The sequence below is a fragment of the Mesorhizobium sp. B2-3-5 genome (assembly GCF_006442395.1).
GTDB lineage: Bacteria > Pseudomonadota > Alphaproteobacteria > Rhizobiales > Rhizobiaceae > Mesorhizobium.
Window position 1 is genome coordinate 71,876 of the sequence record NZ_VFVX01000002.1, and the last position, 20,597, is coordinate 92,472.

Here is a 20,597-nt window from a genome sequence, read left to right on the forward strand (position 1 = left end):
GTCGGCCGCATCAAGCGCCGGCCGGACCTGCGCCTAGTAGCGCGCTCGATCGATATCTAGTCGGTCCAATTTCGCCATTGCGGCGCTTTGACGATCTCATCCGCTGATTTCCGATTGAGTCAACGCAGTAATTAGCCGGCTTATCTGGCTCCGCGCCGCCAACCTATTCCAAGAGTGGCTGATCGCCGATATGAGATCAGCCCTCAATCGTTGGCATGAATCGGGTGGGAAGCTTCGGTCCAAGCCAATAATTTCCGGGTAACAGCACCGGAGATTTCATCATGACCATCCAGTTCAAAGCTCTACCGACCGAAGATGTCAGGGGTCTCCAGCGCGGCGGCCGCGACGCCTATGGCCGCACGCCTGAGCGGAAGATATCCGACGGCGATGGCATGCCTTGCCGGCACTGTCTCAAGAACATCGCAGCCGGCGATGCCTACCTTATCCTTGCCTATCGGCCATTCCCGGAACTGCAGCCCTACGCCGAAACCGGGCCGATCTTCTTGCATGCGCAAGAGTGCGAGCGGGCCGCCGAGACGGAGGCGCTCCCCGCGATTCTCGAAAGCCCGGATTACATCGTGCGCGGCTATGGCAGGGATGATCGTATCGTCTACGGCAGCGGCGGTGTCATCCCGACCGGGGCTATTGCTGCTCGAGCCGAGACGCTTTTCGAGCGTAACGACATTGCCTATGTGCATGTCCGCTCGGCGCGCAACAATTGCTACCAATGCCGGATTGAGCGGGCCTGAAGACGCATAATTGCGGCAGGAAACTCTGTCGTACTCCCGTCGCATAGATACTATAAAAAGTGATTGTCGATTGATTGGCCGACCGCGGATGAACCGGCGGCAATCTCGATATCGAGGAAGCGGGGCTTTGGCTCCGCTTTTTTGTTGTCCGCGCTTGTCCGCGCTTCGCGCGTCCTCTCACGCAACAAAAAAGCCCGCCGGCAAGGCCGACGGGCTTAGACTATTTGCCTGGAGGGCTTAGTTGAACTTGTACTTGGCGCCGATGCGCACGGTCTGGAACGAAGCCTTGTCGGTCAGCGTACCATCCGGCGCATCAAATTCAGACGAGAGATCCTTCTTGGCGAACTGTGAATAGCGATATTCAATGCCGACCGTTACGTTGCTGGAGACAGCCGTTTCGAGGCCGCCACCCACCGTGAAGCCACTTTTGTTCCAATCGATATCGCCGATCGGATCCGGAATGTTGAGATCGAAATGTTGATAGCTGTAGCCGCCGATCACATAGGCCAGGGTCGATTCGTTGACCTTGGCGCCGACACGGCCCAATGCGTCAAAGCCATAGTCGGAATCGAGTTTGACGGAAGCGCCCAAAAAGTCGAGTTTCGATCGAATTCCGGAATAGCGGCCGTCGATCTGTACACCGGCAACCCAAGTGCCGAAATCGTAATCGTAGCCGGCGTTCAACTCGCCAAACACGCCTTCGCTGCCAATGCCATTGGCATCGAGAGTGCCGCCACCAAAGTTGACGCCCAGCTCGTGAACTGCCGTGCCGGCGCCCAAAGCGCCGCCAACGTAGAAGCCGGTCCAGTTGTAGGCCGGAGCAGCGAATGACGTACCGCCGCCGTTCTGTGCGCCGAAGCGATAGTTAGCGGCGATATGGAAGGTGTGGGTGGACGGTTCCCCGTTCAATGAAGCGCCACCAAAATCGATCAGCGACTTGTCACCAAAGTTCGCGTAACGATATTCGGTCTTCAGGGTCCAGTTGCCGCGCAGCACGGTTTCCATGCCGACACCCAGCACATAGCCGCTGCGGTTTTCAGTGAAGTTCAACCCTTCAGCACCGCCCGATCCATCAAGCTTGAAATGCTGCCAGCTGTAACCGCCGAGCACGTAACCGAGCGTGCTGGGGTTGAGAACATAACCGGCTCGGAGACCGACATCGAAGCCGTAGGAATCGGTCAGGTCGATGTCGGCGCCTGGGACGCTGATCGACGGGCCGATATTCCCGAAATTGGCATCGATAAAGCCGCCCAGCAGGAAGCGCTCGGAAACCATGTAGTCGTAGCCGGCGGTCAGTTCGCCGAATACGCCATTGCCGCCGACGCCGTTCAAGTCGAAGCCCGGCACGCTGAACTTGTGCACGCTGGCGCCGAAGCCGCCACCGATGCCGACATAAGCTCCGCTCCAGTTAAAACCGCTCGCTTCCACCGGCTGCAGGACATCCGCCCCATGGGCCGCCGACATCAAAGCCACAGCAGAAACAGCACCGAGGAGAATAGATTTCGCAGAAACGCGAATAAACATAGCCCGTACCCCTAATAATAAACCCAGCACGTCTCTAGCAGGGAGTCGGCCAGCTTAGGTATGACAAAAATGCAACAATAGCGTGCAAAGCGCCTTACGGCATGCACGGATGCCGTCAGCCGGCAGACGCGGTTGATTGCCGCCTCCCAAAGAAAAACCCGCCGGCATGGGACCGGCGGGTGACACTGGAAGAATCTTGAGTGAAATCAGGCGGCCAGAACGGCTTTCGGCTCGACGAGCTCGTAGCCCAGCGCTTCGGCGACCGCACGGTTGGTGATCTTACCCTTGTGGACATTGAGGCCGTTGCGCAGGTGGTGGTCGTCAATCAGGGCCTTCAGGCCCTTGTCGGCGAGTTGCAGGCCATAATGCAGCGTTGCGTTGTTCAGCGCGTGAGCCGAGGTGACCGGCACCGCGCCAGGCATGTTGGCGACGCAATAGTGGATGACGCCGTCGACCTCGTAGGTGGGTTCTGCATGGGTGGTCGCGTGCGAGGTCTCGAAGCAGCCGCCCTGGTCGATGGCCACGTCGACCAGCACCGAGCCTTTTTTCATACCGGACAGCATTTCGCGGGTGACGAGCTTGGGTGCAGCGGCGCCCGGGATCAGTACGGCGCCGACGACGATGTCGGCCGAGAAGCATTCTTCCTCCAGCGCCTCGACCGTCGAGTAGCGTGTGTGGACACGGCCCGCGAAGAGGTCGTCGAGCTGGCGCAGCCGCGGGATCGAGCGGTCGATGATGGTGACATCGGCGCCAAGGCCGGCGGCCATGCGGGCCGCGTGCAGGCCAACGACGCCGCCGCCGAGCACAGTCACCTTACCGGGCAGCACGCCAGGCACGCCGCCGAGCAGCACGCCCCGGCCGCCATAGGCCTTCTGCAACGCCGTCGCTCCGGCCTGGATCGACAGGCGGCCGGCGACTTCCGACATCGGCGCGAGCAGCGGCAGGCCGCCACGGTCGTCGGTCACGGTTTCATAGGCGATCGCTGTGACACCCGAAGCGAGCAGACCCTTGGTCTGCTCCGGATCCGGAGCCAGATGAAGATAGGTGTACAGGATCTGGCCGTCGCGCAGTTGGACCCATTCATTGGGCTGCGGCTCCTTGACCTTGACGATCATGTCCGACTTGGCGAACACGTCGGCGGCTGTCTTGGCGATGGTGGCGCCGGCGGCGCGATAGGCGTTGTCATCGGCACCGATGCCGGCGCCGGCTCCGGCCTCGACCAGAACTTCGTGGCCATGGGCGACATATTCGCGGACCGAGCCAGGCGTGAGGCCGACACGGTATTCGTGGTTCTTGATTTCCTTTGGGCAACCGACACGCATTTTTCTTCTCCCTGATCCGGCCTTTCCAGGCTCACTCCCTGAATGAACGGAGTGAACCACGAATCGGCGTGCAAGTGTTTGCGAATGCGCTTGCGCGGACAGTCAGGTTTCGATAATCATTGCGCAAAATGGAATAATTTTCGCAGGAATCACGAAAAATGCCGCTCGACAGGATTGATATCGCCATTCTGGAGACATTGCAGAAGGATGGGCGGATGCCAAACGCGGCCCTTGCCGAAAAGGTGGGCCTGTCGCAGTCGGCCTGCTCGCGCCGGCTCGACAATCTGGAGAAGTCGGGAACCATCCGCGGTTATCACGCCCGGCTTTCCAACGCAGCCCTTGGCCATCAGATGACGGCGATCGTCCACATCTCCCTGTCCGGACAGTTCGAGAAGACGCTGTCGGATTTCGAGGCGGCGATCAAACGTTGCCCCAACGTGCTGTCGTGCCACTTGATGTCGGGCGAATACGACTACATCCTTCGCATCGCGGCAAAGGATCTGGTTGATTACGAGCGCATCCACAAGGAGTGGCTGTCGGCGATGCCGCATGTGACGAAGATCAATTCGTCCTTTGCCTTGCGCGAAATCGTCGACCGAACGGCGATGGGGCTGAAGCCCGAAATGGCTTGAATGTGTCGATATTCAGGTGATGCCGGCCTGACCTGAATCTCGACAAGTCTTAACCCTCCGTCACGATCCGATTCATCGGAATGTCGTGCGGCTGCGGATAGATGGTCGCGATGCGCTGCAGATTGTAGCCGACGCCAATGACCAATGGCTTGAACGGCATGGCGGCCAGCGTCCGGTCGAAGAAGCCGCCGCCATAACCCAGGCGATAATTGGTGGGATCGATACCGACAATCGGCGAGATGACGATGTCGGGCAGCACCGGATCACCCTCGGCAGGGATCGGGATGTTCCAGACCCCCTTTTCCAATCGGTCGCCCGGTTTGTAGGCGCGAAACATCAATGGCCGCCCCTTTTCGACGACGATAGGCAGTGCGGTACGGCCACCTCGTTCGTTTATGGCGGCCATCCAAGGCCGCAGATCCGGCTCGCCGCGAAACGGCCAGTAAAGGCTGACCATGCGGCCCGCTATGTCGCCAATGATCGCGTCAAGTCCATTCGCAATGCGTTGCGACATTGCTGTTCGCGCGTCGGCCGAAACCGCGAGCCGGGCGGCGATCAGCCGTTCGCGCTCAGCTTTGCGCCATCGCCTTACGTCGGTCCAGTCGCTCAGAGGCGTCCGGAACTCGGGATCGAGTTCGTGCATGAAGCAGGGCGGCGAGGAATACTGCGCCGGACCTTGGTCGTCATGATCGTTGGCCATGCCTCACCTCATCGCGTGTTCGACGACGCTATACCTCGCGACACGATACAACATGTGCATTCACGACATGGAACGGCGAGTCTCAGGCACTGTCCTTCTGTTGCTGCATTGCACAAAAACACCTACATCCAGGGCAGGCAATCCTGGCCCATCGGGGGTGAATCGAGATGAACGAAGCCAGACATCAAATTGTGGTCGTCGGCGCGGGTTTCGGCGGCCTCGAATTTACCCGCGCGCTTGCCGGCGCACCGGTTCACATCACCATGATCGACAAGCGCAACCATCATCTATTCCAGCCGCTGCTCTACCAGGTGGCGACGACGGCGCTGGCGACCTCCGAGGTTGCCTGGCCGATCCGCCACCTTCTGCGCAAACGCAAGGATGTCACCACGCTGCTCGCCAATGTCGTCGGCGTCGACCGGGCCGGCAAGCGCGTGCTGCTCGATGACGGCAGCGCCGTCGCCTACGACACGCTGGTGCTGGCCACCGGCGCGCGCCACGCCTATTTCGGCCATGACGAATGGGAGCCTTTCGCGCCCGGCCTGAAGACGCTGGAGGACGCCACCACCGTTCGGCGGCGCATCCTCTTGGCCTTCGAACAGGCGGAGCGGGAGACTGATCCCGCCAAACGCCAGGCGTTGCTGACCATTGCCATTGTCGGTGGCGGCCCGACCGGTGTGGAACTCGCCGGCACCATCGCCGAGCTGGCGCATGACACGTTGCGCGGTGAGTTCCGCAACATCGATACGCGCGAAACGCGCGTAGTGCTGATCGAAGCCGGCGACCGGATCCTGGCCAATTTCGCGCCAAAACTTTCCGAATACGCCAGGAAGGCGCTCGAGCGGCTCGGCGTCACTCTTGAACTCGGACACGCCGTTACGCGCTGTGACGCGGAAGGTGTCGTCTTCGGCGACACGCATCTGCCGGCCCGAACGATCCTTTGGGCAGCGGGCGTTGCCGCTTCGCCCGCCGCCGAATGGCTGGGAGCGAAGGCGGACCGAGCGGGCAGGGTGCTCGTCGAGCCCGACCTCAGCGTGCCCGGCAGCCCGGAGATTTTTGTTATCGGCGACGCTGCCCTTGTCTTGCGGCCCGATGGACGGCCAGTACCCGGTGTGGCACCTTCCGCCAAGCAGGAGGGCCGACATGTAGCGGCCACTATCAAGGCCAGGCTGGATGGCGACGCCACCACGCGACCCTTCCACTACAAGCATGCGGGCGACCTGGCGACGATCGGCAAGCGCGCCGCCGCAATCGATTTCGGCTGGATTAAGCTCACCGGCTGGCCGGCCTGGTGGCTGTGGGGCATCGCACACATCTATTTCCTGATCGGGTTCCGTAACCGGCTCGCGGTTTCGTTGAGCTGGCTGTGGATCTACGTCACAGGCCAGCGTAGCGCCCGGCTGATCACGCAGGGCGACGACGACAAGACCTGACTTTCATCACGGTCCCATTCATGCGCGCGTCATCTGTTGCTGATGGGATGATGTCCGGATGCACGCAGCTTCATGAGTGGACTTGAGCCGATTTCGGCGCGAAGTTCGCTTGGGGCAGGGCGTGTCACGTCGTCTTAAGAAGGAGAGAACATGTCACAGCTGCCCCATTCCGTTTCCCGCCGTGGTTTCCTTGCGGGGACCGCCGCCACAGGGGCGTTGATCGTGCTTCATCCCTTCTCCGCCCGGGCGCAAACCAATCAGGCGCACCTTCGGATCATGGAAACCACCGATATCCATGTGAACGTACTGCCCTATGATTACTACGCCGACAAAGCCAACGACACGATGGGCCTGTCACGCACGGCGTCGCTCATCGACGCGGTGCGCAAGGAGGCCGTGAATTCGATGCTGATCGACAATGGCGACCTTCTGCAGGGCAATCCGATGGGCGACTACATCGCCTATGAAAAGGGCCTCAAGGACGGCGATCTGCATCCGATCATGAAGGGCATGAACCTGCTGGGTTACGAGTGCTCGACACTCGGCAACCACGAATTCAACTACGGCCTGTCCTTTCTGGACAAGGTGCTGGCCGGCGCCAATTTCCCGTTCGTGTGCGCGAACCTGATCCGGGGCACCAAGCTTGCCGCCAACCCGCGCGACGACAAGCTCTACCTCAAGCCCTACATAATCCTCGACAAGAAAATCAAGGACGGGTCGGGCGCCGACCAGCCAATCAGGATCGGCATCATCGGCTTCGTGCCGCCGCAGATCATGGTCTGGGACCTCAAGAACCTCGAAGGCAACGTCAAGACGCGCGACATCGTCGAGGCGGCCAAGGCCTGGGTGCCGCAGATGAAGGAAGAGGGCGCCGACATCGTCATCGCGCTCTCGCATTCCGGCATCGATGTGAAGCAGGGCGACATGATGGAGAACGCTTCGTTCTTTGTTGCCGGCGTCGATGGCATCGATGCGGTGTTCACGGGCCACCAGCATCTGGTGTTTCCCGGCAAGAAGGATTTCCAGTCGCTCGAGGGCGTCGACACGAGAAGGGGCACGCTGCAAGGCAAGCCCGCCGTGATGGGCGGTTTCTGGGGCTCGCATATGGGGCTCATCGATCTGATGCTGGAGCGCGACGGTTCGAAATGGAAGGTTGTTTCCGCTACATCGGAGGCGCGGCCGATCTTCGAGCGCGTCGACAACAAGAACAAGCCGACCGTCGCCGACGACAGGCGTATCATCGCGGCACTCGAACAGGACCATCAGGCGACGCTCGCCTATGTGCGCCGCCCCGTCGGCAAGACCTCCGCGCCGCTCTATTCCTATTTCGCGCTGGTCGCCGACGATCCATCGGTGCAGGTCGTCAGCCAGGCGCAGACCTGGTACCTCAAGGATATTCTCAAGAGCACGCAATGGAAGGATGTGCCGCTGCTGTCGGCCGCCGCTCCCTTCAAGGCCGGCGGACGCAGCGGCGCCGACTACTATACCGACGTGCCGGCGGGCGACATCGCCATCAAGAACGTCGCCGACCTCTACCTCTATCCGAATACGGTACGGGCAGTCGAAATCACCGGGGCGCAAGTGAAGGAATGGCTGGAAATGTCGGCCGGCATCTTCAACAGGATAGAAGCTGGCAAGGCCGATCAGGCGCTGATCAACACTGAATTTCCGTCCTATAATTTTGATGTCATCGACGGCGTTTCATACAAGATCGATCTGTCCCAGCCGCCGAAATATGATGCCAAGGGTGGGGTGGCGAATGCCGGCTCCAATCGCATCGTCGAACTGAAATTCGATGGAAAACCGATTGATCCGGTGGCGAAATTCGTCGTCGCAACCAACAATTACCGGGCCGGTGGCGGCGGCAATTTCCCTGACATCAATGCCTCGAAGATCATCTACGAGGCGCCGGACACCAACCGCGACGTCATCGTTCGCTACATCGTAAGCCAAGGCACGATCAACCCGTCGGCGGACGGCAACTGGTCGTTCGCCCCGCTGCCGGGAACCAGCGTCATGTTCGAGACAGCCGTCAAGGCAAAGGATTTCATTGCCGATCTGAAGTCGCTGAAGATCGAACCGGCGGGCGAGGGGGACGCCGGTTTTGCTAGATATCGCATCCTGCTCTGATCCGGCGGCCGGATAGGGACCTGTCTTTGCCCGAGTCCGCCGCGCGGGAGATGACCTCGCCGCTTGCGCGATGGCACTCGGAGTGTTGTGAGTGCGTCCTGTGGGGTAGCTGCTGGTACGCTGACACGGACCCCATAAATAAGACCGCATCGCGGCAGGGATGCGGGCCCTGTTCCCCGGCAGCACGGTTGTCTGCAGCCATTGGCGACGAGCGCGGACCTACGCCTTGTAGACCACCTGGCGCACATCGATGTAGCTGGCGCGAAAACCGGCTTCGCAATAATGTAGGTAGAATTCCCAGAGCTTCTTGAAGCGATCGTCGAAGCCGAGCGGCACGATCTTTTCCCATGACGCCCGGAAGCGATGCCGCCATTCGGCGAGCGTGCGCGCATAGTCGTCGGGAAACACGCGTTCGCGCAGATGCGCAAGGCCATGATCCTTGCCGAGCGCCTTCAGGATCGACGGCGTCGGCAGCATGCCGCCTGGAAATACGTAGCGCTGGATGAAATCCGGCCTGGCACGGTAGGTGTCGTAGGCGGCTTCGTTGATGGTGATGATCTGCAGGCCCGCAGTGCCGCCTGGTTTCAGGCAGGCCTTCATCTTGGAGAAGAACACGGGCCAATATTTCTCACCGACCGCCTCGAACATTTCGATCGATGCGATGCGGTCGTAAGTGCCCGTTTCGTCGCGGTAATCCTGCAATTTGATGTCGACCCTGTCGGCAAGCCCGGCCTTGGCAATGCGCGCCTTGGCGAAGTCGTGCTGCTCATGGCTGATCGTCAGCCCGGTTACGCGGCAGCCGATCTCGCGTGCCGCGAATTCGGCAAAGCCGCCCCATCCGCAGCCGATCTCCAGCACATGATCTTTCCTGCCGATACCTGTATCCCTTGCCAGCTCCCGATATTTGGCTGCCTGGGCGCTTTCCAAATCGTTGGCGCCGTTCGCGTAAAGCGCCGAAGAATAGGTCATGCTCGGGTCGAGCCATTGCTTGTAGAAGGCGTTGCCGAGATCGTAGTGCGCCGAGATATTGCGCTTCGAGCCCGAACGTGTGTTGTCGTTGAACCAGTGGCGAATGCGATGAACCGTGTTGATCAGCCAGTTCGCCCCGCCGGCAACCTTCTCGCCGAGGGCGGAATTGACCACGAACAATTCCAGGAAACTGGTCACGTCAGGGCTTTCCCAGTCGCCGTCCATGTAGGATTCGGCAACGCCAATCGTGCCGCCGGAAAAGGCCCGGCCCGGCAGGCGCCAGTTCTTGAGCACCAGCTCGGCATCGGGGCCTGGCGCCTTGCCTTCGACAAGAACGGCACGGCCGTCCGGCATCCTGACCTTCAGCGAACCGCGCGGCAGATTCATCGCGGCAGACAGCACCATCCGTGCCTTGGCCGGCAGGCCCTTGACGATCTCGGCGAAATTAAACTCGTCGAGCTTGACCGCTTCGTCCGGCCCCGTGCCAGAATGTTTCTTGTGAGCCATGTCCCACCCCTTCGCGGCGCCTGTTGACGGTCGCCGGCTCCGTCTCTCGCAGTTCATTCGCCAGGTTCGAACGCTGTTGCCTGATCCCGGCAGCTCACCGGATCGGTCACCTGCGGGCCCAAACAAAAGCGCATGCCCTTTTAGACCAGAGCTTCAGCGCTTCCAGTGAATTCCCGCGATAATCTTCCACGTCAGGAAGGGGAACTTCAAGAGGCAGGCCGCGAGCTGGGCTGTGCCACGTGGCGGCGCCTGGCATCTGATCGCCTTGCATCGACTTGTTGCCGCCAGGCTGCAGACACCGTCAGGGCGTGCTGAACGGCTCCTGTCCGCAGCGTATTTGGAGTGCAGGATTCGTGCCGTCGGCGATTGGATAGATCAAAAAAGTCTATGTCTGCCGCGGTGCCTGTGCGATAGCTTTAGCCATGCGTTACGTAATCGTCATTGCGGCAATCGCGTTTTTCCTGATCTGGGACGGTCTCTACAATCAAGGCCGGTATCTCCACATCACGGTCAGGGAGATTTCCCATGTGGCGCGCTACGTCACCGGCAAGGCCTAGTATTCCCTCCAAGGATAGCAGCCAGGTGCTTCACCCGAGGTGTCCGTCGCCGTGAGATGATGTTCTCCGCCTGTCCGGGGCGCGTCGCAAGGACGCGTGGCGCCACGAACGGTTGACGCGGAGAGACCGCCGTCACAAAAGACCCCGGCATTCAGATCGAGGAGGCGGGGTTGATCCGGCATATCGTTTTCTTCAGCGCGAGGCGCAAGGAAGATGTGGAGACAGTGCGCACCGGGCTGTTGGCCCTCGGCAATATTCCGCATTCCAGTCTCTTCGAGGTCACTTTGAACACCAAGGTCGATCCGTTGTCGGATGAAGTTGACGTCGTCGTCTATGCCGAGTTCGCCGACGACGCAGCGCTCGCCGCCTACAAGGCGCACCCGCTCTATGCGCACACCACCAGCAAGGTGAAACCATTGCGCGAACTGCGCTATTCCGCTGATGTCGTGGCCGGCGGCTGATCGAGCGCGTGCCTCGACAGATGCCGTTTGCGGCGCTCATGGGGCATCCTGGAGGTCAATCCCCAGGGGCGGCAGAGGAGAGGCTATGTCTGGCGCCGCCACGGCGGGGACTGCAATCACGTCTTGAACCGTTTTGCGGAATGATGCACATCGCGCCTGCATGACCCCAACAACAGCAGCCGGCATTCATCCGCTCGATCATCTGGTGCTGCCGACGCAGAGCCTCGATGTGGCGCGAGCCCGGCTCGGTTCACTTGGCTTCGTCGTCGCTCCGAACGGTATCCATCCCTTTGGCACGGAAAACTGCTGCGTTTTCCTGGCCGACGGCACCTATCTGGAGCCGCTGGCGATTGGCAGTGAAATGGCAGCGATTGACGCGGTTGCCGCGGGCAATGTCTTCGTCGCGCGCGACCGCCTCTATCGCGACAGCCGCGGCGATGAGGGATTTTCCGCTGTGGTTCTGCGTACCGACAGTGCCGATGCCGATCATACGCGCTATGTCGAGGCCGGACTGTCAGCGGGGGACACGCTGAGCTTTTCGCGCGCTTTTATCGACACGGCGGGCCGAAGCGATACCGCATCGTTCAAGCTGGCCTTTACCGCGGCCCAAGGCCAAACGGACGCTTTTCTTTTCGCCTGCCAGCGGATCAATGCGCCTGATGTGGACCGCAGCGCTTTGCAGGCCCACGCCAATGGTGCCATTGGCATTGTGGAAGTGGTGGCGATCAGCGACCAACCCGCCGAACAGAATCGGCTGATTTCCGTGGCGGTGGGGAGTCCTGCCGCCAGTGGGCAGGGCAGCACGTATCACTTGCCTAATGCAACCCTGAGCGTACTCGATCCCGCGTCCTTCACCGCGCGCTTTGGTGTTTCGGCCGGTTCACCCACAAAGCTTCGCTTTGCCGCGGTCGTCTTTGCCGTCCGCAGCGCGGATGCCACGTCGAGGCTGCTTGCAGCCGGTGCCATCCAGCACGATATAGCGGACACTGACATTGTCGTGCAGCCGGCGTCCGGGCAGGGCGCCGCTTTCGTTTTCCGGGAGATCCAATGAGCAACCCCCTGGCGCCCAATTCGTCGGTAACCGTCGGCGATGTCGTGTTCGACAACAAGGCAGCCCTGGCGCTGATCGCCGGCCCCTGCCAGTTCGAATCGCGCCAGCATGCCTTCGACATGGCCGGCGCGCTGAAGGAACTGACCGGCAGGCTCGGCATCGGCCTCGTCTACAAGACCAGCTACGACAAGGCCAACCGCACGTCGCTTTCGGCGACGCGCGGCGCCGGCATCGATGCCGCACTTCCCGTCTTCGACGAGCTGCGCAAGGAATTTTCGCTTCCGGTGCTGACCGATGTCCACACCGAGGAGCAGTGCGCGATCGTCGCGCCGCATGTCGATGTGCTGCAGATACCGGCTTTCCTGTCGCGTCAGACCGACATGCTGGTCGCCGCCGCCAGGACGGGCAAGGTGATCAATGTGAAGAAGGGGCAGTTCCTTGCGCCCTGGGACATGAAGAACGTGGTCGGCAAGATCACCGGTTCCGGCAACCCCAATGTCTTGACCACTGAACGCGGCGCGTCCTTTGGCTATAACACGCTGGTGTCGGACATGCGCGCTTTGCCGATCATGGCCGAGATCGGCGCTCCGGTGATCTTCGACGCCACGCATTCGGTCCAGCAGCCGGGCGGGCAGGGCGGATCGTCTGGCGGAGAGCGCCGCTTCGTCGAGACGCTGGCCCGCGCGGCCGTCGCCGTCGGCGTTGCCGGTGTCTTCATCGAGACCCACCAGGATCCCGACAATTCGACCTCTTCCGATGGGCCGAACATGGTGCCGCTCAAGGACATGCCGGCGCTTCTGGAAAGACTGATCGCATTCGATCGGGTGGCGAAGGGCCGCTGAGCCGGCGCTTCCCGGCGGTGCTTGTGGTTGAGAGGGGCCGGTTGTACGCTTGGCCGGCAAATGAGCGTCCTGGCAGGAGGAAAGCCATGTCCGTCGCCCGTGTCACCGAAATCACCTCATCGTCGAAGAAGAGTTTTCAAGACGCCATCGAGAAGGGAATCGCCCGCGCCTCGAAAACCCTGAAGAACGTCGAAGGTGCCTGGATTCAGGATCAAAAGATCGTCGTCGCGGGCGGCAACATTTCAGCCTATCGCGTCAATATGAAGGTGACTTTCATCCTGGCGGAGTGACCGGGCCACAGCCGAAAAAAGTCGGGAACTTTCGCTCTCGCCCCTCATTGTCAAGCAGAAATCAACGACAACGAGGAGCATGATAATGACGACCCAGACAGGCCATACCGAAGCCATCGCGGCTTCACGAGTCATCGGCACATCGGTTTACAATACCGAGGGCAAGAGCATCGGCAGTATCGAGGACATCATGCTCGACAAGACGTCGAATGGCATCATGTTCGCGGTGATCGGGTTCGGCGGCTTTCTCGGCATTAGCGAGAAGTATCACGCGATCCCCTGGGCGAGTCTCGACTACGACGAGGACATGGGCGGCTATGTGGTGCCCTTCTCCAAGGAGCAGCTGAAGGCGGCGCCTGCCTATTCGATCAATGAGCTCGCCGGCGCTGATGGGGAACGTGCACGCGACGCATCCTATGAGTATTACAAGGTCGCGCCCTATTGGCATTGACCGCACATATAGAAAGGGCTCCGTTTCGACGGAGCCCTTTCTTGTTTCAACGCAACGCCTATTCGCTGATGTGCAAGGCCGGCAAAGCACCGGCCTTCGGCTGTGACTGCTGATTGTCGCACGACGTCAGGAATGCAGCCGCGATCAGAAACAGACTGACAATACCGCTCAACTCAGACATGGCGAAACTCCTCCTGTTTCGCCCCGCGCGACAACAGCCATAGCCCGGAATGCGCGTCTGATGGCATGACTTATGATGACAGAAATTTGCGCTTCGTGAATCCGACGGGCGGCACTATTTGGCCATGGCCCGATTGCCTTTTGCGTCGCTTTGGCTAAGACGGGCGCGACCTTTCGTCAGATCAATCGGGGACATCGCAATGACCGCCATCATCGATATTGTCGGGCGTGAAATCCTGGACAGCCGTGGAAACCCGACCGTCGAGGTCGATGTCGTGCTCGAAGACGGTTCGATGGGCCGCGCCGCGGTGCCGTCGGGCGCCTCGACCGGCGCTCACGAAGCCGTCGAGCTTCGCGATGGCGGCGCCCGTTATCTCGGCAGGGGCGTGCTCAAGGCCGTGGAGGCGGTCAATGGCGAGCTGTTCGAGGCGATCGGCGGCATGGAAGCCGAAAACCAGATCCATATCGACCAGACCATGATCGAACTCGACGGCACGCCCAACAAGAGCCGGCTCGGCGCCAACGCGATCCTCGGTGTTTCGCTGGCCGTTGCCAAGGCCGCGGCCGATGCGGCAGGGCTGCCGCTCTACCGCTATGTCGGCGGCACCAAGGCGCACATCCTGCCGGTGCCGATGATGAACATCATCAATGGCGGCGCGCATGCCGACAATCCGATCGACTTCCAGGAGTTCATGATCCTGCCGGTTGGCGCACCCACTTTGCGCGAAGGCGTGCGCTGGGGCTCGGAGGTCTTCCACACGCTGAGGAAGAAGCTGAAGGATGCCGGCCACAACACCAATGTCGGCGACGAGGGCGGCTTTGCCCCAAACCTGAAGAGTGCGCCGGTGGCGCTCGATTTCATCATGGAATCGATCGAGAAGGCCGGCTTCAAGCCGGGCGAGGAGATCGCGCTCGGCCTCGATTGCGCAGCGACCGAGTTCTTCAAGGACGGCAACTACGTCTATGAGGGTGAGAAGAAGACGCGTGATCCAAAGGCGCAAGCCAAGTACCTCGCCAAGCTCGCCGCTGACTATCCGATCATCTCGATCGAGGACGGCCTGGCCGAAGATGACTGGGAAGGCTGGAAATACCTGACCGACATGATCGGCAACAAGACACAACTGGTCGGCGACGACCTGTTCGTGACCAATACGGCGCGCTTGCGCGACGGCATCCGCATGGGCGTCGCCAATTCGATCCTGGTCAAGGTCAACCAGATCGGCTCGTTGACCGAAACGCTCGACGCCGTCGAAACCGCGCACAAGGCCGGCTACACCGCCGTCATGTCACACCGCTCCGGCGAGACCGAGGATTCGACGATCGCCGATCTCGCCGTCGCCACCAATTGCGGACAGATCAAGACGGGTTCGCTGTCGCGCTCCGACCGGATGGCCAAGTACAACCAGCTTATCCGAATCGAGGAAGAGCTCGGCAAGCAGGCGCGTTATGCCGGCAAGTCGGTCATTAAGGGCTGAGCCGCGGCAAGCGAGTTCGAACAGCGGATGTCAAGGGCGGGGTCATTCCCGCCCTTTTTCATTTCAGTGTCGCTGGCCGGGCATCCGTAACCGTCCGTTAAGCACAATCGGGCGAGAAAGATCGCGAGCCGCTTGAGTTCGCGGCCGCGAGGGAACGGGCGATGTGGACGCGTCAGCACAAGCAGAGAAATACCGGCCGGCTCATCATCCCCTCGCTTTGTGTGGTGTTCCTGGCCTATTTCGGCTTTCATGCCTATCACGGTGAATTCGGCATCAACTCGAAATATCAGCTGGAAGCGCAAACAGTTGCGCTGCAAGCCCAGCTCGACGCCATCAAGGCGCGCCGGATGGAACTCGAACGGCGCGTTCGGCTCATGCATGACGGCACCCTGGAGAAGGACATGCTTGACGAGCAGGCGCGCAAGGCGCTCAATCTGTCCCAGGCTGATGAAATCACCATCATGTTGCCGGTCTCGGCAAAGTAACTGAATTTCAGTTAATCCACAATATTTTCAATGATTTTAGTCGCTTAGCTGCATGCCAGCTATGCAATTTCGACATGGCGGAACGCCTTCTCACGTGTTAGCCTTGCATAAATCGGTGGGAAGAGCTGATCTTCCCGGGGGCGGATTTCATCCTGCCCTGATGTCCGCAAAGAGACGCCAACAGGGAGTGATGCATGGCCACCGCAGCCAAAAAAGCGCCTGCCAGATCGAAATCCGACGGCAAATCGGGGCTTTCAGCGCCCAAGCCGGTTGAATTCACCAAGGACGAAGAGCTTGCCGCTTACCGGCACATGCTGCTCATCCGCCGCTTTGAGGAAAAGGCCGGCCAGCTCTACGGCATGGGCTTCATCGGTGGCTTCTGTCATCTCTATATCGGCCAGGAAGCTGTCGTCACCGGGATGAAGATGGCGCTGATCGAGGGCGATCAGATGATCACCGCCTATCGCGATCACGGCCATATGCTGGCTATGGAGTTGTCGCCGCGTGGCGTCATGGCCGAGTTGACTGGACGCCGCGGCGGCTTGTCGAAAGGCAAGGGCGGCTCCATGCACATGTTCTCCAAGGACAAGCATTTCTATGGCGGCCACGGCATTGTCGGGGCGCAGGTCTCGCTCGGCACCGGTCTCGCCTTCGCCAATCGCTACCGCGACAACAAGAACGTGTCGTTGACCTATTTCGGCGACGGTGCCGCCAACCAGGGCCAGGTCTATGAGAGTTTCAACATGGCCTCGCTGTGGAAGCTGCCGGTGATCTACATCATCGAGAACAACCGCTACGCCATGGGTACCTCGGTCTCGCGCTCTTCAGCCGAGACGGATTTTTCGCATCGCGGCGCTTCCTTCAAGATTCCTGGCATCCAGGTCGACGGCATGGATGTGCGCGCCGTCAAGGCCGCCGGCGATCTCGCCGCCGAATGGTGCCGTGCCGGCAACGGCCCGCTGATCCTCGAAATGCAGACCTATCGCTATCGCGGCCACTCCATGTCCGACCCGGCGAAGTATCGCTCGAAGGAAGAAGTGCAGAAGATGCGCTCCGAGCATGACCCGATCGAGCAGGTCAAGGCGCGGCTGATCGAGAAGAAGTGGGCGACCGAGGACGAGTTGAAGACCATCGACAAGGAGGTTCGCGACATCGTCGCCGACGCCGCCGAATTTGCCCAGAACGATGCGGAGCCGGATCCGTCCGAGCTCTGGACCGATATCGTATTGTAAGGGGGCCAGGACATGCCGATCGAAATTCTCATGCCCGCTCTCTCGCCGACCATGGAAGAGGGCAATCTTTCCAAGTGGTTGAAGAACGAGGGCGACAAGGTCGTCGCCGGCGACGTCATCGCCGAGATCGAGACCGACAAGGCGACGATGGAAGTCGAAGCCGTCGACGAAGGCACGCTTGCCAAGATCGTGGTTCCTGCCGGCACCGAAGGCGTCAAGGTCAACGCCGTGATCGCCGTGCTTGCGGTTGATGGCGAAGACGTCGACAAGGCTGGCGAAGGCATCGGTGAAGAAGAAGAGCCAGCCAGGGCTGAAGCAGCCGCGCCCGCGCCGGTTGCCGCCAAGAGTGAGGCCGCGGCCCCTGTCGCTGCGGCGCCCAGGACTGAAGTCGCCGCCGATCCGGATATTCCAGCCGGCACCGAGATGGTCTCGACCACGGTGCGCGAAGCGCTGCGCGACGCCATGGCCGAGGAAATGCGCCGCGACGGCGACGTCTTCGTCATGGGCGAGGAGGTCGCCGAATACCAGGGCGCCTACAAGATCACACAAGGGTTGCTGCAGGAATTCGGACCCCGGCGCGTCGTCGACACGCCGATCACCGAGCACGGCTTTGCCGGTGTTGGCGTCGGAGCGGCGATGGCCGGGCTGAAGCCGATCGTCGAGTTCATGACGTTCAACTTCGCCATGCAGGCGATCGACCAGATCATCAACTCGGCCGCCAAGACGCTCTATATGTCGGGCGGCCAGATGGGGGCGCCGATCGTATTCCGCGGGCCGAACGGCGCGGCTGCCCGCGTCGCCGCCCAGCATTCGCAGTGCTACGCCGCCTGGTACAGCCACATACCGGGCCTGAAAGTGGTGATGCCTTACACCGCTGCCGACGCCAAGGGGTTGCTGAAGGCCGCGATCCGCGACCCGAACCCGGTCATTTTCCTCGAGAATGAAATCCTCTACGGCCACTCCTTCGACGTGCCGAAGCTGGATGACTTCGTCCTGCCGATCGGCAAGGCGCGCATCCACAAATCAGGCAAGGATGTCACCATCGTCTCGTTCGGCATCGGCATGACCTATGCGGTCAAGGCGGAAGCTGAACTGCGCGGCATGGGCATCGACGCCGAGATCATCGACTTGCGCACCATCCGTCCGCTCGATCTCGACACTGTCATCGCCTCGGTCAAGAAGACCAACCGGCTGGTCGTGGTGGAAGAAGGCTTCCCGCAGAACTCCGTCGGCGACCATATCGCCAACCAGGTGTCGCAGCGCGCCTTTGATTTCCTGGACGCGCCCGTGATCACAGTCGCCGGGAAGGATGTGCCGATGCCCTATGCGGCGAACCTTGAGAAGCTGGCGTTGCCGAATGTCGGCGAGGTCATCGAGGCCGTCAAAGCCGTCGCATATCGCTGAACCGGGCGGGAGGACAAAATGCCAATCAACATCACCATGCCGGCGCTCTCGCCCACGATGGAAGAGGGCAATCTTTCGAAATGGCTGGTCAAGGAGGGCGACAAGGTTTCGCCCGGCGATGTCATTGCGGAGATCGAGACCGACAAGGCAACGATGGAAGTCGAAGCCGTCGATGAGGGGACGGTTGCAAAGCTTGTCGTCCCCGCCGGCACCGAGGGCGTCAAGGTCAACGCGCTGATCGCGGTGCTCGCCGCCGAGGGCGAGGATGCAAGCGCTGCCGCCAAGAGCGGGGATGGTACCGCGCCAGTGAAAGCCGAAGCAGCGAAGGCGGATTCTCCCAAGGCAGACGCACCAAAGGCCGAGGCCCCGAAGTCTGAACCTGCCGTTACCCCACCAAAGGCGGCTCCGGCCGGCAATGGTCATGCGGCCGGCGAGCGCACCTTTGCATCGCCGCTTGCCCGCCGTATCGCCAAGGAGGCTGGCGTCGATGTCTCGGCCGTCACCGGCACCGGCCCGCATGGCCGTGTGGTGAAGGCTGACGTCGATGCCGCGATTGCCGGTGGTGCCAAGACGGCGCCCGCGGCCAAGGCTCCGGCTGGCGCGCCTGCCGCTTCAGCCGCTGCTCCGGCAGTGAAAGCGATGTCGGACGATCAGGTGCTGAAGCTGTTCGAGGAAGGCTCCTACGATCTCGTCCCGCACGACAATATGCGCAAGACCATCGCGCGGCGCTTGGTCGAGGCCAAGACCACCATTCCGCATTTCTACCTGACGCTCGATTGCGAGCTTGACGCGCTTCTGGCGCTGCGCTCGCAGCTCAATGCGGCAGCGCCGATGAAGAAGACCGACAAGGGTGAAGCCCCGGCTTACAAGCTCTCCGTCAACGACATGGTGATCAAGGCCATAGCCATGGCGCTGAAGGCGGTGCCGGATGCCAACGCCTCCTGGACCGAAAGCGCCATGGTCAAGCACAGGCATGCCGATGTCGGCGTCGCCGTCTCGATCCCCGGCGGCCTGATCACGCCGATCATCCGCAAGGCCGACGAAAAGACGCTGTCGACCATCTCCAACGAGATGAAGGATCTGGCCAGCCGGGCGCGCAGCCGCAAGCTGAAGCCGGAAGAGTATCAGGGCGGCACCACGGCGGTGTCCAACCTCGGCATGTTCGGCATCAAGGACTTCGCCGCCGTCATCAACCCGCCGCATGCGACGATCCTGGCGGTGGGTGCCGGCGAGGAGCGGGCGGTGGTCAGGAATGGCGAGATCAAAATCGCCACCGTGATGTCGGTGACGCTGTCGACCGACCATCGCGCCGTCGACGGAGCGCTCGGCGCGGAACTGCTCGTCGCCTTCAAGCGGCTGATCGAAAACCCGATGGGCATGCTGGTCTAGGTAAAGGAGAAGGCGGTGCGGAAATTCTTCACCAGCCTTTTCGCCTTCATCCTCTCCGGATTCGCCGGCGGCCTTCTCGCGCGGGAAGCTGGCCGCCAATCACCGACGCCAGTTTGTAAGCTGGCGTGTGAAGCGCGGCTTGACTGGTGGAAGGGTGGGTTGAACGGATGAAGACGGTGCTTTGCTACGGTGACTCGCTGACCTGGGGCTACAATGCCGAGGGCGGCCGTCACGCGTTTGAGGATCGCTGGCCAAGCGTGCTGCAGGCTGGCCTTGGCGGAGGCGTTCAGGTCATCGCCGACGGCCTCAATGGCCGCACCACGGCCTTTGATGATCATCTGGCTGGTGCCGATCGCAACGGCGCCAGGCTGCTGCCGACGGCTCTGACCACGCATGCGCCTATCGACCTGATCATCATCCTGCTCGGTGCCAACGACATGAAGCCGTGGATCCATGGCAATCCGGTCGCGGCCAAGCAAGGCATGCGGCGGCTGATCGACATCGTGCGCGGCCACGATTACCCGTTCGACTGGGAAGCGCCGCAGATACTGGTCGTCTCGCCTCCTGTTGTCTGTCGCACCGAAAATGCCGACTTCAAGCAAATGTATGCCGGCGGCGATGACGCTTCGAAGTATCTGGCATCGCAGTATGAGGCGCTGGCCGACGAGGTCGGTTGCGGCTTCTTCGATGCAGCCACCGTGGCGCAAACCACGCCGCTCGATGGCGTCCATCTCGACGCCGAAAACACACGGAACATCGGCAAGGCGCTGACGCCGGTCGTGCGCGTGATGCTGGAATTGTGATTGAAGGAGAA

The 20,597-nt window shown here is 61.2% G+C and carries 21 protein-coding genes; 16 read left to right on the top strand and 5 right to left on the bottom strand.

Annotation, left to right across the window (positions count from 1 at the left end; all coding sequences use genetic code 11):
• Positions 1 to 281 precede the first annotated feature (281 nt).
• On the top strand, positions 282 to 749 hold the full coding sequence (locus tag FJ958_RS03130) for a DUF1203 domain-containing protein (RefSeq protein WP_140739296.1): 468 nt from the start codon (positions 282 to 284) through the stop codon (positions 747 to 749).
• 237 nt (positions 750 to 986) lie between these two features.
• On the opposite strand, the gene FJ958_RS03135 is transcribed toward FJ958_RS03130, so the two are convergent.
• Positions 987 to 2,273 (bottom strand): outer membrane beta-barrel protein, encoded by a 1,287-nt coding sequence (locus FJ958_RS03135; protein WP_140739299.1) that lies wholly within the window; start codon positions 2,271 to 2,273, stop codon positions 987 to 989.
• Between the two features lie 206 nt (positions 2,274 to 2,479).
• Positions 2,480 to 3,595, bottom strand: a complete 1,116-nt coding sequence (gene ald, locus FJ958_RS03140) for an alanine dehydrogenase (protein ID WP_140739302.1) — start codon at positions 3,593 to 3,595, stop codon at positions 2,480 to 2,482.
• Positions 3,596 to 3,753: 158 nt separating this feature from the next.
• On the opposite strand from ald, the gene FJ958_RS03145 reads away from it, so the two are divergent.
• The gene (locus tag FJ958_RS03145; RefSeq protein ID WP_015317948.1) at positions 3,754 to 4,227 is read left to right on the top strand and encodes an Lrp/AsnC family transcriptional regulator; all 474 of its coding nucleotides are present in this window, start codon (positions 3,754 to 3,756) and stop codon (positions 4,225 to 4,227) included.
• 49 nt (positions 4,228 to 4,276) lie between these two features.
• On the opposite strand, the gene FJ958_RS03150 is transcribed toward FJ958_RS03145, so the two are convergent.
• Positions 4,277 to 4,927, bottom strand: coding sequence for a 5-formyltetrahydrofolate cyclo-ligase (locus FJ958_RS03150; protein WP_140739305.1), 651 nt, complete (start codon positions 4,925 to 4,927; stop codon positions 4,277 to 4,279).
• Positions 4,928 to 5,094: 167 nt separating this feature from the next.
• Here FJ958_RS03150 and FJ958_RS03155 point away from each other — a divergent pair, with 167 nt between their 5' ends.
• Complete coding sequence (locus FJ958_RS03155; protein ID WP_140739308.1) at positions 5,095 to 6,360, top strand: NAD(P)/FAD-dependent oxidoreductase; 1,266 nt, start codon at positions 5,095 to 5,097, stop codon at positions 6,358 to 6,360.
• Positions 6,361 to 6,510: 150 nt separating this feature from the next.
• A complete protein-coding gene (locus FJ958_RS03160) occupies positions 6,511 to 8,490 on the top strand; it encodes a bifunctional 2',3'-cyclic-nucleotide 2'-phosphodiesterase/3'-nucleotidase (protein ID WP_140739311.1) in 1,980 nt (659 codons plus the stop codon).
• A gap of 219 nt (positions 8,491 to 8,709) precedes the next feature.
• On the opposite strand, the gene FJ958_RS03165 is transcribed toward FJ958_RS03160, so the two are convergent.
• Positions 8,710 to 9,966 carry a cyclopropane-fatty-acyl-phospholipid synthase family protein gene (locus tag FJ958_RS03165; RefSeq protein ID WP_140739314.1) on the bottom strand — a complete coding sequence of 419 codons (1,257 nt, stop codon included), beginning with the start codon at positions 9,964 to 9,966 and terminating at the stop codon, positions 8,710 to 8,712.
• Positions 9,967 to 10,388: 422 nt separating this feature from the next.
• Here FJ958_RS03165 and FJ958_RS32395 point away from each other — a divergent pair, with 422 nt between their 5' ends.
• The 6 genes from FJ958_RS32395 to FJ958_RS03190 all read left to right on the top strand — a co-directional run bounded on the left by FJ958_RS32395 (position 10,389) and on the right by FJ958_RS03190 (position 13,618).
• A complete protein-coding gene (locus tag FJ958_RS32395) occupies positions 10,389 to 10,523 on the top strand; it encodes a hypothetical protein (protein ID WP_281406641.1) in 135 nt (44 codons plus the stop codon).
• A 170-nt stretch (positions 10,524 to 10,693) separates the two neighbouring features.
• Complete coding sequence (locus FJ958_RS03170) at positions 10,694 to 10,984, top strand: Dabb family protein (protein WP_140739317.1); 291 nt, start codon at positions 10,694 to 10,696, stop codon at positions 10,982 to 10,984.
• Between the two features lie 160 nt (positions 10,985 to 11,144).
• Positions 11,145 to 12,035, top strand: a complete 891-nt coding sequence (locus FJ958_RS03175; RefSeq protein ID WP_140739320.1) for a VOC family protein — start codon at positions 11,145 to 11,147, stop codon at positions 12,033 to 12,035.
• Positions 12,032 to 12,877 carry a 3-deoxy-8-phosphooctulonate synthase gene (gene kdsA, locus FJ958_RS03180; RefSeq protein WP_140739322.1) on the top strand — a complete coding sequence of 282 codons (846 nt, stop codon included), beginning with the start codon at positions 12,032 to 12,034 and terminating at the stop codon, positions 12,875 to 12,877. The genes FJ958_RS03175 and kdsA overlap by 4 nt, the downstream gene beginning before the upstream one ends.
• A gap of 86 nt (positions 12,878 to 12,963) precedes the next feature.
• Positions 12,964 to 13,167, top strand: coding sequence for a dodecin family protein (locus tag FJ958_RS03185; RefSeq protein WP_140611609.1), 204 nt, complete (start codon positions 12,964 to 12,966; stop codon positions 13,165 to 13,167).
• A gap of 85 nt (positions 13,168 to 13,252) precedes the next feature.
• The gene (locus FJ958_RS03190) at positions 13,253 to 13,618 is read left to right on the top strand and encodes a PRC-barrel domain-containing protein (RefSeq protein ID WP_140697745.1); all 366 of its coding nucleotides are present in this window, start codon (positions 13,253 to 13,255) and stop codon (positions 13,616 to 13,618) included.
• A gap of 58 nt (positions 13,619 to 13,676) precedes the next feature.
• Here FJ958_RS03190 and FJ958_RS32400 read toward each other — a convergent pair whose 3' ends face one another.
• Positions 13,677 to 13,799: a hypothetical protein gene (locus tag FJ958_RS32400; protein ID WP_140739325.1), complete on the bottom strand. Its 123-nt coding sequence runs from the start codon at positions 13,797 to 13,799 to the stop codon at positions 13,677 to 13,679.
• A 199-nt stretch (positions 13,800 to 13,998) separates the two neighbouring features.
• On the opposite strand from FJ958_RS32400, the gene eno reads away from it, so the two are divergent.
• From eno to FJ958_RS03225, 6 genes are all read left to right on the top strand, one after another.
• The gene (eno, locus tag FJ958_RS03200) at positions 13,999 to 15,273 is read left to right on the top strand and encodes a phosphopyruvate hydratase (RefSeq protein WP_140739327.1); all 1,275 of its coding nucleotides are present in this window, start codon (positions 13,999 to 14,001) and stop codon (positions 15,271 to 15,273) included.
• 161 nt (positions 15,274 to 15,434) lie between these two features.
• Positions 15,435 to 15,758, top strand: a complete 324-nt coding sequence (locus FJ958_RS03205; protein WP_140739330.1) for a septum formation initiator family protein — start codon at positions 15,435 to 15,437, stop codon at positions 15,756 to 15,758.
• A gap of 194 nt (positions 15,759 to 15,952) precedes the next feature.
• Entirely contained in the window at positions 15,953 to 16,990 is a 1,038-nt protein-coding gene (gene pdhA / locus FJ958_RS03210) for a pyruvate dehydrogenase (acetyl-transferring) E1 component subunit alpha (RefSeq protein ID WP_140739333.1), read from the top strand.
• A gap of 12 nt (positions 16,991 to 17,002) precedes the next feature.
• Positions 17,003 to 18,394, top strand: coding sequence for a pyruvate dehydrogenase complex E1 component subunit beta (locus FJ958_RS03215; protein ID WP_140739335.1), 1,392 nt, complete (start codon positions 17,003 to 17,005; stop codon positions 18,392 to 18,394).
• Between the two features lie 18 nt (positions 18,395 to 18,412).
• A complete protein-coding gene (locus FJ958_RS03220; RefSeq protein WP_140739338.1) occupies positions 18,413 to 19,783 on the top strand; it encodes a pyruvate dehydrogenase complex dihydrolipoamide acetyltransferase in 1,371 nt (456 codons plus the stop codon).
• Positions 19,784 to 19,950: 167 nt separating this feature from the next.
• Positions 19,951 to 20,586 (top strand): SGNH/GDSL hydrolase family protein, encoded by a 636-nt coding sequence (locus FJ958_RS03225; protein WP_140739341.1) that lies wholly within the window; start codon positions 19,951 to 19,953, stop codon positions 20,584 to 20,586.
• Positions 20,587 to 20,597 lie beyond the last annotated feature (11 nt).